Source organism: Thiomicrospira microaerophila (assembly GCF_000934765.1).
GTDB lineage: Bacteria > Pseudomonadota > Gammaproteobacteria > Thiomicrospirales > Thiomicrospiraceae > Thiomicrospira > Thiomicrospira microaerophila.
Map to the genome: position 1 here is coordinate 150091 of NZ_JYNN01000002.1, position 16028 is coordinate 166118.

Genomic DNA, 16028 nt, shown 5'->3' on the forward strand with positions numbered 1-16028 from the left:
ATTAAAAGGACAGCCACTTTTAAATTGCAAAATCCATCCCATTTTCCTATAATTACACTCAAGTTAACCTTTTAACCGGAGCCCAACCATGACCCGTGCCCGCCAACAGCTTATTTCATTATCCGACACGCCTTGGTATCATCTGGTGAACCGCTGTGTTCGTCGTGCGTTTTTGTGTGGGGTGGATTCGATTTCAGGGCAGAATTATGAGCATCGCCGTGAATGGATCGAGCAGACGATGTTGAAGCTGGCCTCCGTGTTTGCGGTGGATATTGCCGCCTTTGCCGTGATGAGCAACCATTATCATTTGGTGGTGCGGATTGATCAAAAGCGCGCCCAGGCCTGGTCCGATGACGAAGTGCTTGAACGTTGGACACAGTTGTTTAGCGGGCCGGTGTATTTACAGCGTTATTTAGCCGATAAAGACCAAGCCGAACCGGCTATCGTCAAACAAGTCCAACAACTCGCCCAAACCTATCGTGAACGCCTGTATGATCTATCCTGGTACATGCGCGTGCTCAATGAAACCATTGCCCGTATGGCGAACAAAGAAGACGGTGTAAAAGGGCATTTCTGGGAAGGGCGGTTTAAAAGCCAAGCGTTATTGGATGAACAAGCGATTTTATCGGTGATGGCTTATGTTGATTTAAACCCAGTGCGCGCCAATATCGCCAACGATTTGTCAGATTCAGAATTTACCTCGATTCAACGCCGCATCGAACAAACCCAAGGCATTGAAAAACAACCCATCTCCATGCGAACCAGCCCGTTGTTTGATACCCTTGGTGAAGAAGCGCAACAGTTTCTCACCAAGCTTGATGCCTTGCCTCATGCCAAACTGATGGCATTTGATCCCCTCGAGCACAGTCAAAAAACCCAACCCGTGATTGCCTTCGCGTGGAAAGATTACCTTGAGTTCGTTGATTATCTCGGTCGTGCGGTGCATCCCAATAAATCCGGCTTTATAAACAGCGCACAGCACGCACAACCCGTACAACCCGTTCAACCAAAGCTGATGCAGCAACTCCAGCTCAGTGAGGACTTAGTCGATAGCTTCTGCCAAGGCAAACTACTCAAAAGCTTTGGTCACGCCATCGGCAACACAACCGACCTCAACCAATACAAGCAAGCACACAACCAACAACGCCAACGTGGCCAATACACCGCCATGCGACTATTTGCGTGAAGCTAAAAACGCACGGTGAAAAAACCAGTCTGTGATAAACTAAAACCCTACAAATGAAACACAGCAGGGCCAGCGCATGAAAGAAAAATACCTCAACCTGTTCACCGACTACGGCTTCAAACGCCTATTTGGCGAAGAAGACTCAAAAGAAAACCTGATCGCGTTTCTCAATACCCTGTTGCCGCAGAAACACCAAATCCAAGCACTCAACTTCACCCATAACGAAAAACTCGGCGCCACCCAGCTGGATCGCCGCGCGGTGTTTGATCTGAATTGCACCAGCCCATCCGGTGAACACTTCATCGTTGAAATCCAAAAAGCCAAACAAAAGTTCTTTAAAGACCGCAGTGTCTACTACGCCAGCTTCCCGATTCAACAACAAGCCGAACGCGGTAACGACTGGGATTTTGAACTCGATGCGGTCTATACCATCGGCATCTTAGACTTTGAATTCGACGAAGACAAATCCGCTGGCAACAAAGATGTGGTGCATACCGTACAACTGAAAAACCAACACAACCAAGTCTTTTATGACAAATGCATGTTCATTTACCTCACTATGCCCAACTTCACCAAAACCGAAGACGAACTCGACACCGATCAGGACAAATGGCTATTCCTATTCAAAAACCTACACAAACTGCACGACATCCCACGCCGACTACAACAACAAATTTTCCTACGCATCTTCGAAAAAGCCAGCATCGCCAAGTTCACGCCCGTAGAGCGCCAAACTTACGAAGCCAGCCTAAAATACTACCGCGACATGAAAAACGTGATTGATACCCATGTTGAGGAGGCTGAAATCCGCGGCGAGGAGCGTGGGATTGAAAAAGGCATTGGTATAGGCATCGAAAAAGGTCGTGAAGAAGGTGGATTAGAAAAAGCCCTTGAAATCGCAACCAACTTGCTTGATGTGCTGGATAATCAGACCATTGCACTTAAAACCGGTTTGTCCGTTGACCAAATCCAAGCCCTACGCAAATGAAATAAACTGGTTATTGTGCGTCAGCGACGCGGCAATCTCCAGCCAACCGCACACCCCTCGAATGTTAAAAGCAATGTTAAAAGGACAGCCACTTTAAATTGTGTGATTGCCTTCGCGTGGGAAGATTACCTTGAGTTCGTTGATTATCTCGGTCGTGCGGTGCATCCCAATAAATCCGGCTTTATAAACAGCACCATTAAAAGGACAGCCACTTTTTAAGCCCTTTTAAAGAATGAAAGAAATAAAAATCGGCAACATAACCAGGCCTGCTTTATTCCTCGGTGTAATTAAAAGGACAGCCACTTTTAAATTGCAAGATCCATCCCATTTTCTTATAATTACACCCAAGTTAACCTTTTAACCGGAGCTCAGCTATGACCCGTGCCCGCCAACAGCTTATTTCATTATCCGACACGCCTTGGTATCACTTGGTGAACCGTTGTGTTCGCCGCGCGTTTTTGTGTGGCGTGGATTCGATTTCCGGGCAAAGTTATGAGCATCGCCGTGAATGGATAGAGCAGATGATGTTGAAGCTGGCCTCCGTGTTTGCAGTCGATATTGCCGCCTTCGCGGTGATGAGCAACCATTATCATTTGGTGGTGCGGGTTGATAAAGACCGCGCCCAGGCCTGGTCGGATGACGAAGTGCTGGAACGCTGGACACAGTTGTTTAGCGGGCCGGTGTATTTACAGCGTTATGTAGCCGATAAAGACCAAGCCGAACCGGCTATCGTCAAACAAGTCCAACAACTCGTACAACAATAATCAATGAAACCATTGCCCGTATGGCGAACAAGGAAGACGGTGTAAAAGGGCATTTCTGGGAAGGGCGGTTCAAAAGCCAAGCGTTATTGGATGAACAAGCGATTTTATCGGTGATGGCCTATGTTGATTTAAACCCGGTGCGCGCTAATATCGCCAACGATTTGTCCGATTCAGAATTTACCTCGATTCAACGCCGCATCGAACAAACCCAAGGCATTGAAAAACAACCCATCTCCATGCGAACCAGCCCGTTGTTTGATACCCTTGGTGAAGAAGCGCAACAGTTTCTCACCAAGCTTGATGCCTTGCCTCATGCCAAACTGATGGCATTTGATCCCCTCGAGCACAGTCAAAAAACCCAACCCGTGATTGCCTTCGCGTGGGAAGATTACCTTGAGTTCGTTGATTATCTCGGTCGTGCGGTGCATCCCAATAAATCCGGCTTTATAAACAGCGCACAACCCACACAACCCTCACCACCAAAGCTGATGCAGCAGCTCCAGCTCAGTGAGGACTTAGTCGATAGTTTCTGCCAAGGCAAGCTACTCAAAAGCTTTGGTCACGCCATCGGCAACACAACCGACCTCAACCAATACAAGCAAGCACACAACCAACAGCGCCAGCGCGGTCAACACACGGCCAAGCGACTATTTGCGTGAACTTAAAATGCGCCGTGCAAAACCAGTCTGTGTGCGTGTCAAGTAGCACATCATTAAGCATTTTGTGGCATAATACGCCAACAACTTGGAGGTTAAAATGCAACTGACACCGCAACTAGAAAAAGTGATTGCAAGCAAGGTAGGTTTGAGCATAGAGCAGTTAAGGCAAGCCAACCCTGTTGATATTGCCAAACGCATTGAGCAACGCACCCATAAAAAACTCACGTTTAGTAGCCAGTTTCCATTTATTGGGCGTGGCAATGTATTACCTGATGGCGTGATGGCGTGATGGCGTGATGACGACCGAACAAATCAACAAGGACATCGACAGGCTACTAGAAGGTGGACTGGGCAAAAAACCAAACCTTTAAATGGCTAACAAAGACCTAATCAAAGGCTTTGTGGTCGGTATATTTTCAGGCGCAATATCATCCTATTTGATTTGGTGGCTAACAAACTAATGCAAACTTATAACAAAGTATAAGGCTCTGGCCTAAATGCCCTAAGGGTTATGCCATGTTACAAACTTTAGAAGCGGTTATTACGCAAAGCGGGTGGGTGAAGTTTAATGAACTGTTCACACTAGATCATTCGGTGAAGGCTTATGTCACGATTTTGCCAAATACGACCGATGAGTCGCCTGAGTCGTCATCGGGCCAAAATTTGTTGCAACTATTAGAGTCAGCGCCTTTTGGGGAAAGCGATAGCATGGAAAAGCACATTCAAACCAACCGTAACGCTTGGAATGACTAAATCCGATAGATTTTCGTGTGCAGGGTTTAAAAACACCGGATGCGATTCATGTGGCATGTGCACAGCACCTTGAATGTGATCAGTTTTGGACAAATGATAATCGGCTGGTGAATTAAATGCCTGGCTGGACAGTCAATGTTTGTTAAACCGACGCTTGAAGTGTTTAAAGTCGTGGTTTAGACCCCTACTTCAATGGCGGTATTTTGGTAGCCTCGATACAAAAGACACCATCCTCGCCAAAGAAATCAAAACCTGCAACATAACCAGGCCTGCTTTATTCTTCGGCGATAGCAAATACAATTACTAAGCCTCCCAAACCGCAGGCTAGACTTTATCTTCCGAACCCAATGGACAGAGAAGTAAAAGACCACCAGGCCTGGTGCAAAGATTTAGGTTTGGATGTTGAGTTAAGTTTAATGTCGCTGGCGTAGATTCTCTAGGGTTTTATTTAAGGTTTTGTCATGTCTATTGATCGCGTTCTACAAATGGCGCTGCGTTCATTGTTTAACGCTTATGCCCATCGTTTATCCACCCGCACCTTGATTATTTTGATTGTTGCGGTGTTGGTTTTGTTGTTTTTTGGTGCGTATTTGTTGGAATTTTTGCCATTTTCAATCGTGATGAAGTAGGTTGTAGGTATGTCAATGCAAGCTGTTTTATTTTTAAGAGGGTTGGTTGTTTGAAAATTTACGCTCATCGTGGTGGTGCTGGTTTTTTTGTTGAGAACTCGCTTGCGGCATTTGAGTTTGCGCTTGATCTAGGCTGTGATGGCGCTGAGTTAGATGTTCATTTGACGAAAGATAATCAGGTGGTGGTGCATCATAATGCTAGGCTGAATCATTTTTATACCTGCAATTTGGATGGTTCATGGCTTACTAAGGCTGATGAGCAGCCCATTTCTTGCTTGATGCTTGATGAGTTGCAGTCTTTTCGTATAGGTAAGCCAAATCCGCACACTACTTATGCTGAGAAGTTTTCTAAGCTACAAGCTGTCGAAAGCCAATCGATTCCTACTTTAGCTGAGGTGGTTCGTTTAGCTAAGCAAAAGTCTGACTCTTTTAGGCTGCTTATTGAAATTAAAACGGATATTTTTTCTGATAATAACCAGGCCTGGTTGGCTTTGGTTGAAGCTGTATTGGCTTTGGTTGAGCAGGAAGGATTTGTAGATCGTGCGGAGTATTGTAGTTTTGATTGGCGCGCTTTGATGGAGATAAAGGCGCGTCAGCCTAGTGTGAAAACTTGGTTTACAACGCATCCGTTGGATTGGCTGGTTGATTACGGTAATGAAGATTTGTCGTTGCCTTGCACGAAGGGGCGTTTGAGCAAGTTGCGTAAGGCTTTCGCAAGTGGATCTGCTCCCTGGTATGGTGGTTTCCAGCCCTTGTCTATTGATGATTTTGCTGAAAAGATTAGGCTGGCTGGGGGTGATGCGTGGTTTGGTTATTGGTTGAGTTTTTCAGCGGAAACCATCTCGCGTGGCCATCAGGCCGGTATTGAGGTAGCGGGATGGACGAATAACTTGAACAAGGCGGCAGACTATGTTGCGCTTAATACATTATCCTTGGATGCGCAGTGTGTTGATTATCCGTTTGATGATTTTTTAAAGGATTGAATTTGTTTTTATTTTCGGGGGAAGTCATTTGAGAATTTCAGTTTTGGGTGCAGGTGCGTTTGGGTCGGCATTCGCGTCGCGTTTGGCGATGAATAAACGTTTGGATGTTACGTTGTTTGCGCGTGATGAAAAGGTGGTTGATGAGGTAAATAAGAAGAACAGTAATAAGAAGTATTTGTCTAATTTGGTGTTGTCTAAAAAGTTGCGTGCTTCTATTGATTTGCGTGAGATGGCTGAATCTGATTTGGTATTTCTATCTATTCCTTCTTCACAGATGCAACCGTTTTTTTCAGACGTGGAACGCTTGGCTTTAGTGGCAAGTTGTGCACATGTTTGCAACCTTTCTAAAGGTTTTATTGGTAATGATGGGCATGTGTTGATAACGGATTTTTTGCAGTGTATCTTACCTGAAGGTGTAATTTTGTCGTCTGCTAAGGGTCCTACGTTTTCTAATGAGTTGTTGACTTCGCCGCATTCGGCTTTTTCTATTGCGTCATCTGATGGTAGGGGGGTAAAGGATTTAGGTCGTGTTTTGAAAAAGGCCAAGTTGGTGTTTGATGTTAATCATTCGTTGGCTGAAATTGAGCTGTTGAGTGTGTTAAAAAATATTTATGCGATTGCGATTGCGGTGGTGGATGGGCGGTTTAAAAATCCGAATTTAACGTCTTTGGTTTTTTCAAATGCGTTGTTGGAGATGCAGCGTTTATCCATGTTGTTGTTAGGGCGAGAAATTAATGTGGGTTGTTATGCGGGTGTTGGGGATTTGTTGTTGACATCCATGAATGATCAGAGCCGTAACCGTACTTTAGGCTTGATGTTAGGAAAACGATTTTTATCACCTAGCAATCAGTTAAGCGGGGTTGTGCTCGAAGGGGTGCGATCGATTAATTATATTGATTTATTATTACAAAGCAAAACAGATAAGTCAGAGCTTGCAATCAAACGTATGGCGAAGGACTTTAAAATCTTATTTTCGTTATCGGCATTTTTAAAAAGCGAGTTGGATTTGGATAGGTTTATTCGAAAGATTGTTTAGGGGAGTGTTTAAAGGTGTTGGAATTTAAAATAAGTTTAAATGTAACTATTCAGCCACTACATGTGGTCCCAATAATGTATTTTTGACACTACCTGTTGTAAAAACATCTTCAAGAAAGCATCGAAAAATAGATTTTTTGGTGATTTTTTTGATTGAAAAAAACATAAGTCACTGTTTTCAATGGTTTATATTTCCAAGAAACGTGCTGAATAGTTACGTTTAAATTTGCTTTTCAATTTTAAAAGCGCGCCAGGCAAAAATCAGTCTGTGATAAACTCAGTTTATAGATCGTAGCATTTATTACCCCAACTTCTCAATCCAACAGCAACTAACATACTGTGAATACGTTAAGTTCACGGCGGGGAGGATGTCAAGTCACTTTTTTGTTTAGAGCAAGTAATATCGTAGATTTATAATTTTAATGGAGAGTTGGTTTCTTGAATTGTTTTTTTTATTATTACACTTGGTTGCGTTGGAATAAGTCCAAGAATTTTTTTCGTCAGTTAAGTATGTGCGGGTCGTGCAAGCGAATTTACTCACTTAAGGAAGCCTTGGATTTAGGCCTTAAATCCGGTGATACCGTATTTTTTTGGGGCAAAAAGCAGGATGCCGCGTTGTTAAATTGGGCAAGAGACCATGATGTCAACGTAAGGTTTGTTGAGGATGGGTTTATTCGTTCTTTGGGTTTGGGTTCTGCGCTGTCTAAGCCTATTTCCTTGGTTATGGATTCTCGTGGGATTTATTTTGATCCTACTGGTTCCAGTGACCTTGAGCATATTTTAAAAACCACTGACTTTACGGATAAGGATCTGTCCGAGGCGGCGGCGCTGATTAGCTATATTAATACGGCTAATTTGACCAAGTATAATCATTTGGCGGATGTGCGTGATTTGGATATTGACCCTAAGCCTGGTCAAAAAATTATTCTGGTACCGGGCCAGGTGGATGATGATATGTCGGTTAAGTTTGGGGCATTTGGGTTAAATAATTTGTCGTTGCTGGAAAAAGTGAGGGCGTTAAGGCCTGATGATTTTATTATTTATAAACCTCATCCTGATGTGTTGTCGAAAAACAGGGTGGGCTTGATGCCCGATGAAGAGATATTGCGTTTTGCCGATAAGGTTGTAAAAAAGGTCGGGATTGGTTCGGTTTTAGCGCATGTTGATGAGGTGCATACTATGACGTCTTTAGTGGGGTTTGATGCCTTGTTGCGCGGTAAACGGGTGTTTACGTATGGTTTACCCTTTTATGCTGGATGGGGGTTAACGCAAGATAGCCATGTTTCAGAGCGGCGCGGACGGGCTTTAACTTTAAACGAGCTGGTGGTTGGGGCGCTTATTTTATACCCTTTGTATTTAAACCCAAAAACGCAATCTTTTTGTTCTGCCAGCGAGGCGCTGGAGTATATGGCTGAACAAAAAGCGCAGCTTAATAAGAACATTTTAAAGCGCGCTATGTTAAGTTTTTATGGCTATCTTTTTCCTAGAATTCGAAACGGTATAAAGAAGATAATCGGCAAATCCTAATTTACCGGAGTTTATATTCAATCGGAACACTGTGTGTCCAGCGGTCGCGGGTGATTTCGGCGGGGAAGGGTAGGAATTGTTGTTGCATGCGCTCGATAAAGATGCTGATGGCGGCATCATCCAGCATTTTTCGTCCTGACGAATCGGTGATTTCAATGTCGATGATGCGGCCATCACGCAGTAGGGTAAAGCTGACGATCACTTGGCCTTGCCAGCCTCGGCGTTGTGCCATCCTCGGATAGCTGTCTTGAGCATGGCGAATGAGCGTGCTTGAGAGTTCATTCAGGTAACGTTGTTCGGCGGCTTGGATTTGCGCTTGACTTATTTGCGGTTCAAGCGGCATCGGCTCGGGTTCAATTTGTGGCTCTTGAATGACAGGCTCTGCCGCTGCTTCAGTAGCCGCTTGTTCTGCAACAGGCTCCGGAATCGGCTCAGGCTCTGGCATCGGTTCAGGCTCTGGCATCGGCTCAGGCTCCGGAATCGGCTCAGGCTCCGGAATCGGCTCAGGTTCTGGAACCGGCTCAGGTTCTTGCATCGGTTCAGGCTCTGGTATCGGCTCAGGTTCTGGCATCGGTTCAGGCTCTGGAATTGGTTCAGGCTCTGGAATTGGCTCAGGTTCAGGGATTGGTTTAGGAGTCGGTTGAGGCGGTGGGGCAAACATGGCTAGGGTAACAGGGACGGTGCGTTCATTTGAAACGGGTGGTTCAGGAGTGCGTTGCCAAAACCATGCCGCGATGGCGAGCGCGACAGATATATAAATAACCAGTGCTAATACAAAGCCCTTGGAGGAGTCAGAACGCCACATTAACTTTTGCGTTCCGTCAGAATGCTGATATTGTCATGTTGGTGTTTTTTAACAATATCCATCAGGGTAACGAAAAAATGGAACTCCACGGCTTGGTCGACCCGAAGCTGAATCAAGGTGTTGCGATCGAGTTGCGCTATTTTTTGGTTCAAGTCATTCGTTTGAATCGCTTCACCATCCCAATACATCTGGCCGGAACTATCGAGCGAGAGGTTAAGCTTTACCCTGTCTTCAGGGTTAAAACTGGTGGTGTTTTCCGTTTTAGGTAATTGGATATCAATTTTGTCATGCACAATAAACGAGGCGGTGAGCAACACGATGGCTAATAAAACCAGCATCACGTCAATCAGCGGAATTACATTCATCGAATCAAAGCGTTTCATGGTTTAATCCTTGATAGCTGTCTGGGCTTTGGGCGATAGGTCCTGATAAACGCGGTACTTGGCTTGAAGTTCTTCGACTTTACGCAAGAGTCCGTTATAAAACATTAGGGCGGGGATGGCAACCGCGATACCGGCGGCGGTGAGTTTAAGCGCCAAAGCGAGACCCGTCATAATCACCGAGGTTTCAAGGCTGTCATTCATTCCAATTTCATAAAACGTAATTAAGATACCAATAACCGTGCCCAATAGACCGACATAAGGTGCGTTTGCACCTATCGTAGACAGAGTGGTCAAGTTGCGAGTGATGTCGATATTGAGCAATTCAATATGCGCATAGTCTTCAATATTAATCCGTTTGAATAAGAATAGCCGTTCAAAGGTAATCCATAGCGCGATGAACATCATTAGGCCTAAAATGCTAAAAAAGGTAAGGTCTAGGTAAAGTTGAATATTTTCCATGTATTATTTGGTCTCTTAATGATAATCATTTTAAAATTAATAAGACGCATTATGAATAGCTGAGATGCCAATGTCAAGGGAGCGGTTTTAAAGTTTGCGGTTTAAAAAAAGCAACCAGGCCTGTTCGTTGTGGAAGATGAAGTAGGCCTGGTTTTAATTACTTTAGTTGCGCTGAATCAATGAGCGCTTAAATAGGTTTAACCAGCTGTCGTTCATTTCAGCTTGGTGTAGAACCTTTACGGATGCTTGTTCGCCATTCGCTTGTAGCGCGACTTGGTGGATGAGCATCATGCCATCGTTCGGGTTAATGGTGAGCGCAAACATATTTTGTTTGGCGCTGAGGTAGGCTTTGATCGCGGCATCTTCCGCTGCGATTTTTTCTAGCATTTTGGGTGCCCAGACGGCCACGTGGTAAAAAATAGCGCCTTCGTAATTGGCTTTAGCCAGTTCAGAAAGGGTGGCTTTGGCTAGCGCATAGTTTTGTGGAGCCGGTGTTTGACCACCAAATACAAGTGCCACAGCGTCTTTGTCCATCATGCGGGTCGCCTGTTTGGCTGCATCAGCTGGTTCGTTTAGGGCTATTGACAGGTAAACATTATTATTTCGGTTGTGGGCAACAGCTTCTGCGCCAATCGCGGCGGCCAATGAGGTACAGATAGAGCTGGTGTTTTGCACTATATTGAGGCTTTTGATATCGAGTTGATTGGTTAGCGCTAGGCCGACTGCTTGACCCGTGTAGGTGCGCAACGCAAAGTGTTCACCCAAGTTTAGCGGCTGTTCAATGAGGTTGGCATAGGGGTCTGGACTGATTTCAGTTGTGGGTTTATCGCCCATGGCAAAAGCGATGGAAGAAGTTAGAGTGAAGCCAGAGACGAGTAAAGCTTGTTTGAGTGTTGTATTCATTATATTGCTCCAAATGTGAGTAATGTCATTAGTTTATTTAATGCCCGCATTAAGGATACCTATTTTATAGATCTTTGCAAGTGTCAAATGTGAAGCTATTGTTGTGTTTGGTTGCAGTTTTGTGAACCAGCGAGTAATATTGCAATGTAATAGTTTAACAAGCTTATAAGAGAGGATAGCTTATTATGATGAAAAGACGTGATCTATTTAAAACGGCTCTGAGCGCGACAGCGGGTTTAGCCAGTTTTTCGGTGTTAAAGCCGCTGTATGCGGCGGATGATTTTGTGTTTCGTGGGCCAGATGTGCCTAATGTACCTGTGACTAAGATAGCCGATCGTACTTTTTATTTTCTAGCGGTCGATCCGGAGCCTGCGCCAAGTAATTTTGGTTTCTTTAGCAACCCAGGTTTTGTGGTGACTTCTGAGGGCGTGGTGGTGGTCGATACCGGTGGTTCGGTGCAAATTGGTGAAATGCTGATTCGTCAAATTAAAACCGTGACCAATAAACCTGTTGTGGCGATTTTTAATACCCATATCCATGGTGATCATTGGCTGGGTAATCATGCCTTTGTGGATGCCTATCCGAATGTCAAAATTTATGCACACCCTAAGGTGATGGAGCATGTTAAAAATGGCGCGGGCGCGGTTTGGAATGGCTTTATGAGCCGTAACACCAATGATGCGAATGCGGGCACTGTGATTACGCCACCGACGCTTGAGGTGCAAGGTGGTGATGTTATCAAGGTGGGTGATGTTGATTTTAAAGTTCATTATATGGGCAAAGTACATTCAGATTCAGACATAGCTATCGAAGCGGTGCAGGAAAAGGTGATGTTTGTCGGTGATATGGCGATGCGTCGGGTTGCGAACATGGCAGATGGAAATTTTGCGAATTCGATTGTGGCGATGGAAAACTTTGAAGCCATGTCGCATATTAAGTATTTTGTGCCGGGACATGGTGAGTTTGATGATGTGTCGATGATTCGTGATCAAAAGCAGTTCTTTGAAATTATTTATAAGACTATTGAACAGTATTATGATGATGGCTTGTCGGATTTTGAAATTCGACCCAAAATTACGGAAACCGAATTTATGCAAAAAGTGGCTAAAGATTGGCCAGGATTTGACTCAACCATTGGACGCTTTGTAAGTGAGGCCTACCAAGAGTTTGAGGCAAGTTTGTTCTAAAAAATCATCATTATTTTTAGTAAGAAGCTCAGTCTCATGCTTTGTGTGAGTCTGGGCTTTTTTGTTTTAAGGAGCGATAAAATGAAAAAAATGACACGAAAACTTTCGGCATTGGCCTTAGCCGTTGCATTATCGGCAGGCGCCGCGCAGGCGGAGCGCAATTTTAATCTAGCGACACCGGTGGTGGTGTTAATGCCGCATGTGATGCCGAATGCGATGCTGCTGGAGATTACGCCTGATCAAGCGCCCCGTATTCGGCAAATTGCGAATGTGATGACCGCTGAGCGGGAGTCTAACGAGATTATGACTCAAGAATTGCGCCGTGAGTTGTGGGAGCTGACATCAGGTTATCAACCCGACCCTAAAGCGCAGATAGAGTTGATTAACTTGATTAGCGAAGCAGAGCGCCGTCGTATTGAAATGAGTGTCGAGTGTGCGGCGCAATTGCGTGAAGTTTTAAGTCCAGATCAATGGGATTTGCTTATTGAGCTGGCCGCAGATGTGCAGTGATTATTAATCTCGTTCCTGCTGAAAAATTAAGTCAACCGAGCTGCGATCACCTCGGTTGTCACTCTTAAGCAACCAACGCGGTGTAAGTTGATAGAAAATTTGCACCGCATTGTTTTGTCCACCGGAAAGATCATGCGCGTAACGAATATATATGTCATTGGTGAGCGCTCTGCCTAGCAGCAGGCTACTGACTTGCTGATCTTGCACGTCAAAATAAATATCTTCAACGCCGAGTGTGCGTGTCAGGCGATTTAAAACGGGGGTGTTGTTTTGAATCCCCAGTTTGTAAAAAGCGGTCAGTATTTGTGATTGATAGTTCGGTTCATTTTCTAAATCGCCTGCGCGCCCGAAAATGAGTAGATTGATAATGCGTGCTTGTGATTGAGCGGGGTTGGCGTAGAACACAAATTGAGGCTGGGTAGAGGTGCCTGTAATGTTGAGTCTTGCCGTGGTACGATCAACGTGCCGAAATAAATTGACATTCAGGCGTGGGTTGTCCAAGTTACCGGTAAAGCTGAAGCTGGAGGGGTCAAAGTTTATTCGATTGCGTCGGTCTAATTCGACATAGCCGCTTTCAATACGCACTTCGCCGAGTGCTTGAATGTCTTCCATCTCTGGCGTTTGTGCTAGCGTGAGTGCGCCGCCGAGATAGGCTTGCGCTTCACGTACATTAAGCCGTACGTTGTCGCCAAGCGTTAAAGTAAGGCTGTAATCGAGTGGGAATCCCAGTCCTTTTTCGTGACGCACTTCCTCACCTTCGCGGGTAATAATAATTTCATCTGTGTTCACGCTGGTACGCTGGTGCAGCGGCATTTTATCTAAATCAAGATAACTGTCATGAATCCGTGCTTCGCCACGTAAGACGGCGCCCGCTTGATCAAGTTGCAGTTGCATATCGGCACCGAGAAAAAGGTGTGCAAATGGGGTTCTAACGATTTCCATTGACTCGGTTGATATGTCAAGCTTAAGTTTGGCTTGGGTGTTTAAGGGGGCGGCTTGAAGGTGAATGCGCGCTTCTCGCGGGTTTGTGCTAAGCCCCTGTTGACGCCAAAGCCCAAAGGCATGCAGTGATTCGTTGGCAATATCGGCTTGCAGTGATAGATTCTGGTTTTTAAGTTCAAGTAGCGCAAGGTTAAAGTCGATATCGACTAATGCACGGCTATTGTGTTGAATGTCGTTAAGTGAACCCATGACTAAGGTTTGCCAATCAAGCTGGGTGCGTGTTAATTCAAATTGGCGAGTCAGTTGTTCGCTCAGCATCCATTCGTTGAGTTGAAGTCGAACATAGCCATCGATTTCGGCCTGGCGCCAGCCGCCCTCAACCGGAAAGAGTTGAATATTGGCACCTAAATGCCCTGTGTCGTTAATACTGGCTTGCGACTCAATACGTGCTTCAGTTGGCTGCCAGTTGAAGGTGGTTTGCCAGTTGCGTAATTTGACTGGCCACTCATAACCTTGTTCAGTGACACGCAAGTCTAGCTGTTTAAATAAAATTTGCTGTTGAATTTTGAGGTCTTGTTGCCAGTTTATAAAACCTTGTGCGTTAAGTTGTGTGTCGATGTCCACATGGTCTGGAATAAATTCAGCGGCCCATTCCAGGATGGGTAACTGGTGAAGTACCCAGTTAAGCTGGTGGTCTTGCGCATCAAGGCATATTTGGCTGTTTGGGTGACTCACTAACCCTAAACAGCTTTGACTGAGCTTAAGTTGATCGCTTGCGTTCCAGCGCAGTGTGCTAGGCTGATTTAATAGCCAAATACCGGTTTGGGGTTGCGTAATGCGTAGGCGCTCTAGATCGAATACCCAGTGTGTTAAGTTGGGTTGGCGCTCAAGGCTGGCCATCTCAATTTGAGCACTGGGGTGATGAAGGCTTATTTCGTTGCGCATACCATCGGCTTGCACAGTACGTTTGAGGTGCAGTGCGGCGCTAACCACCTCTTCGCCTTGGGTGATTTTGGCGAGCTGTGCATTGAGTTGTCCCCAGGCGGGTTGGTGAAGTGGGATATCGGCATCGAGTTGCAGGGTGTGGAAAAGGATGTCATCCCATTGCAACTGATCACTTGTTGCTTGAACTTGTAGCCAGGCCTGGTCGATATGTGTCCAATCTGTGTTAACCGAACCTTGAGTTTGCAAGTTGAGATGGGCTTGACCAGCCACGCCCCAGGGGCTGAGCAGCTCGCTAAGTTGGTTGAGTGCCGCGTCTAATTCAAACTGATAGCTTTGCTGATTCAGTACCCCGTTTAGCGAAAGTTGGTTATCCGCTTGGCTGAATGAGAGTTGATGGAGTGTTATACCATCAAGTGTTTTAGCGAGCTGGGCATCAAGTCGAACCGTCAAGGCAAGCTGGTCGTAATGAATCGCCTCTAGTTGTCCTTCAAGATGATAGTCATGATGGTCATCGAGGCGCGTGCTAATCTGGCCTTGCGTTGATAGGGGGTGAGTGAGCCCATGGAGGGTTAGCTGATGGATGTCCAGGTGGCTTTGTCGCTTTTGGAGGTCACTTAGGTGAAAGTGAAGTTGGCTGTCAATTTGGTAATCCCAGTCTTGGTGAAGCGCGGATAGGTTAAGCTGTGCTGTTTGCAGAGCTAGGTGCAGGGTGTGAGGTTGGCGCCAATCAAATACTGGATTGATCCAATCTATTTCAAATTGGGTGCTTAGCTCTCCATATTGTGGGGTGAGCAGTGTCATTTCGCCAGTGAGTTGTTGGTCAGCGCGATGTAGCCCGATAACGTTAAGTCCGAGTTGCAGTTTACCCGCGGGCCAGTCAGCGAGTTGACCCGCTAATGTGGTTTGAAGTTGAAGCTGCGCATCGGCAAATTGGTAGCGAATATGGGTTTGACTCGGTTGGATGTTGAGATGGCCTAGGTCAAGTAACTGGCCTTTTATTTTGGTCCAGTCTGAGCTAAGTGTTAGCTGTTCGGGGCTGAGCGACCAGTGGTGTTGTGCTTGCATTTCAATAGGGCTGTGGGTGTTTAGATTTAACTTGAGTTCGGTGAGTTGGCCTTCCCAGTGCGCATCGAGGTGTAGCGGAGCCTGTTCGGGTGGACCTGCATAGGCGAGGCGCAAGTCACCTTCAAATGCATCGGCGTTTTTGAAAAATACCCGTGCCGATAACCAGGCCTGGTGCGTTTGTTGTTGAAATGTGAGTTGGGTATTGAAATCATTCAGTTCAAGTTGGTTGGCTTGCCAGCGCAACTGGGTATCGAGGCGTTGAACTTGAATTAGGGGAGTACCCGCTTGTGACAGTGTAATATCCG

Annotated in this window: 17 protein-coding genes; 12 read left to right on the forward strand and 5 right to left on the reverse strand. The window is 45.6% G+C overall.

Annotated features, from left to right (window positions below; all coding sequences use genetic code 11):
- Positions 1–88: 88 nt before the first annotated feature.
- From NA59_RS01670 to NA59_RS01705, 10 genes are all read left to right on the forward strand, one after another.
- A complete protein-coding gene (locus NA59_RS01670; RefSeq protein ID WP_052501381.1) occupies positions 89–1186 on the forward strand; it encodes a transposase in 1098 nt (365 codons plus the stop codon).
- 76 nt (positions 1187–1262) lie between these two features.
- Positions 1263–2174, forward strand: coding sequence for an Rpn family recombination-promoting nuclease/putative transposase (locus NA59_RS01675; protein WP_044406947.1), 912 nt, complete (start codon positions 1263–1265; stop codon positions 2172–2174).
- 374 nt (positions 2175–2548) lie between these two features.
- The gene (locus NA59_RS15455) at positions 2549–2938 is read left to right on the forward strand and encodes a transposase (RefSeq protein ID WP_052501382.1); all 390 of its coding nucleotides are present in this window, start codon (positions 2549–2551) and stop codon (positions 2936–2938) included.
- 20 nt (positions 2939–2958) lie between these two features.
- Positions 2959–3597 (forward strand): hypothetical protein, encoded by a 639-nt coding sequence (locus NA59_RS15460; RefSeq protein ID WP_052501383.1) that lies wholly within the window; start codon positions 2959–2961, stop codon positions 3595–3597.
- A 97-nt stretch (positions 3598–3694) separates the two neighbouring features.
- Positions 3695–3886: a hypothetical protein gene (locus tag NA59_RS01685; RefSeq protein WP_044406951.1), complete on the forward strand. Its 192-nt coding sequence runs from the start codon at positions 3695–3697 to the stop codon at positions 3884–3886.
- 227 nt (positions 3887–4113) lie between these two features.
- Positions 4114–4350: a hypothetical protein gene (locus tag NA59_RS01690; protein ID WP_044406955.1), complete on the forward strand. Its 237-nt coding sequence runs from the start codon at positions 4114–4116 to the stop codon at positions 4348–4350.
- 461 nt (positions 4351–4811) lie between these two features.
- Positions 4812–4979, forward strand: a complete 168-nt coding sequence (locus NA59_RS15005) for a hypothetical protein (protein WP_157792529.1) — start codon at positions 4812–4814, stop codon at positions 4977–4979.
- 50 nt (positions 4980–5029) lie between these two features.
- The gene (locus tag NA59_RS01695) at positions 5030–5962 is read left to right on the forward strand and encodes a glycerophosphodiester phosphodiesterase family protein (protein ID WP_044406958.1); all 933 of its coding nucleotides are present in this window, start codon (positions 5030–5032) and stop codon (positions 5960–5962) included.
- 28 nt (positions 5963–5990) lie between these two features.
- Positions 5991–6998, forward strand: coding sequence for an NAD(P)H-dependent glycerol-3-phosphate dehydrogenase (locus NA59_RS01700; protein WP_044406961.1), 1008 nt, complete (start codon positions 5991–5993; stop codon positions 6996–6998).
- A gap of 551 nt (positions 6999–7549) precedes the next feature.
- Entirely contained in the window at positions 7550–8524 is a 975-nt protein-coding gene (locus NA59_RS01705; protein WP_052501384.1) for a capsular polysaccharide export protein, LipB/KpsS family, read from the forward strand.
- A 1-nt stretch (position 8525) separates the two neighbouring features.
- Here the strand turns inward: NA59_RS01705 and NA59_RS01710 are convergent, their stop codons facing one another.
- The 4 genes from NA59_RS01710 to NA59_RS01725 all read right to left on the reverse strand — a co-directional run bounded on the left by NA59_RS01710 (position 8526) and on the right by NA59_RS01725 (position 11074).
- Positions 8526–9329: an energy transducer TonB gene (locus tag NA59_RS01710; RefSeq protein WP_044406963.1), complete on the reverse strand. Its 804-nt coding sequence runs from the start codon at positions 9327–9329 to the stop codon at positions 8526–8528.
- Positions 9329–9712: a biopolymer transporter ExbD gene (locus tag NA59_RS01715; RefSeq protein ID WP_044406966.1), complete on the reverse strand. Its 384-nt coding sequence runs from the start codon at positions 9710–9712 to the stop codon at positions 9329–9331. Before NA59_RS01715 ends, NA59_RS01710 begins: the two co-directional genes overlap by 1 nt.
- A gap of 3 nt (positions 9713–9715) precedes the next feature.
- Positions 9716–10171 (reverse strand): TonB-system energizer ExbB, encoded by a 456-nt coding sequence (gene exbB / locus NA59_RS01720; protein ID WP_044406969.1) that lies wholly within the window; start codon positions 10169–10171, stop codon positions 9716–9718.
- Positions 10172–10333: 162 nt separating this feature from the next.
- Positions 10334–11074 carry a hypothetical protein gene (locus NA59_RS01725; RefSeq protein WP_052501385.1) on the reverse strand — a complete coding sequence of 247 codons (741 nt, stop codon included), beginning with the start codon at positions 11072–11074 and terminating at the stop codon, positions 10334–10336.
- 185 nt (positions 11075–11259) lie between these two features.
- Here NA59_RS01725 and NA59_RS01730 point away from each other — a divergent pair, with 185 nt between their 5' ends.
- Together NA59_RS01730 and NA59_RS01735 are read left to right on the forward strand one after the other, a co-directional pair.
- Entirely contained in the window at positions 11260–12261 is a 1002-nt protein-coding gene (locus NA59_RS01730; protein WP_044406971.1) for an MBL fold metallo-hydrolase, read from the forward strand.
- Positions 12262–12342: 81 nt separating this feature from the next.
- Positions 12343–12771, forward strand: coding sequence for a hypothetical protein (locus tag NA59_RS01735; protein WP_083944849.1), 429 nt, complete (start codon positions 12343–12345; stop codon positions 12769–12771).
- Positions 12772–12774: 3 nt separating this feature from the next.
- On the opposite strand, the gene NA59_RS01740 is transcribed toward NA59_RS01735, so the two are convergent.
- Positions 12775–15723, reverse strand: a complete 2949-nt coding sequence (locus tag NA59_RS01740) for a translocation/assembly module TamB domain-containing protein (protein ID WP_407701046.1) — start codon at positions 15721–15723, stop codon at positions 12775–12777.
- Between the last annotated feature and the right edge of the window lie 305 nt (positions 15724–16028).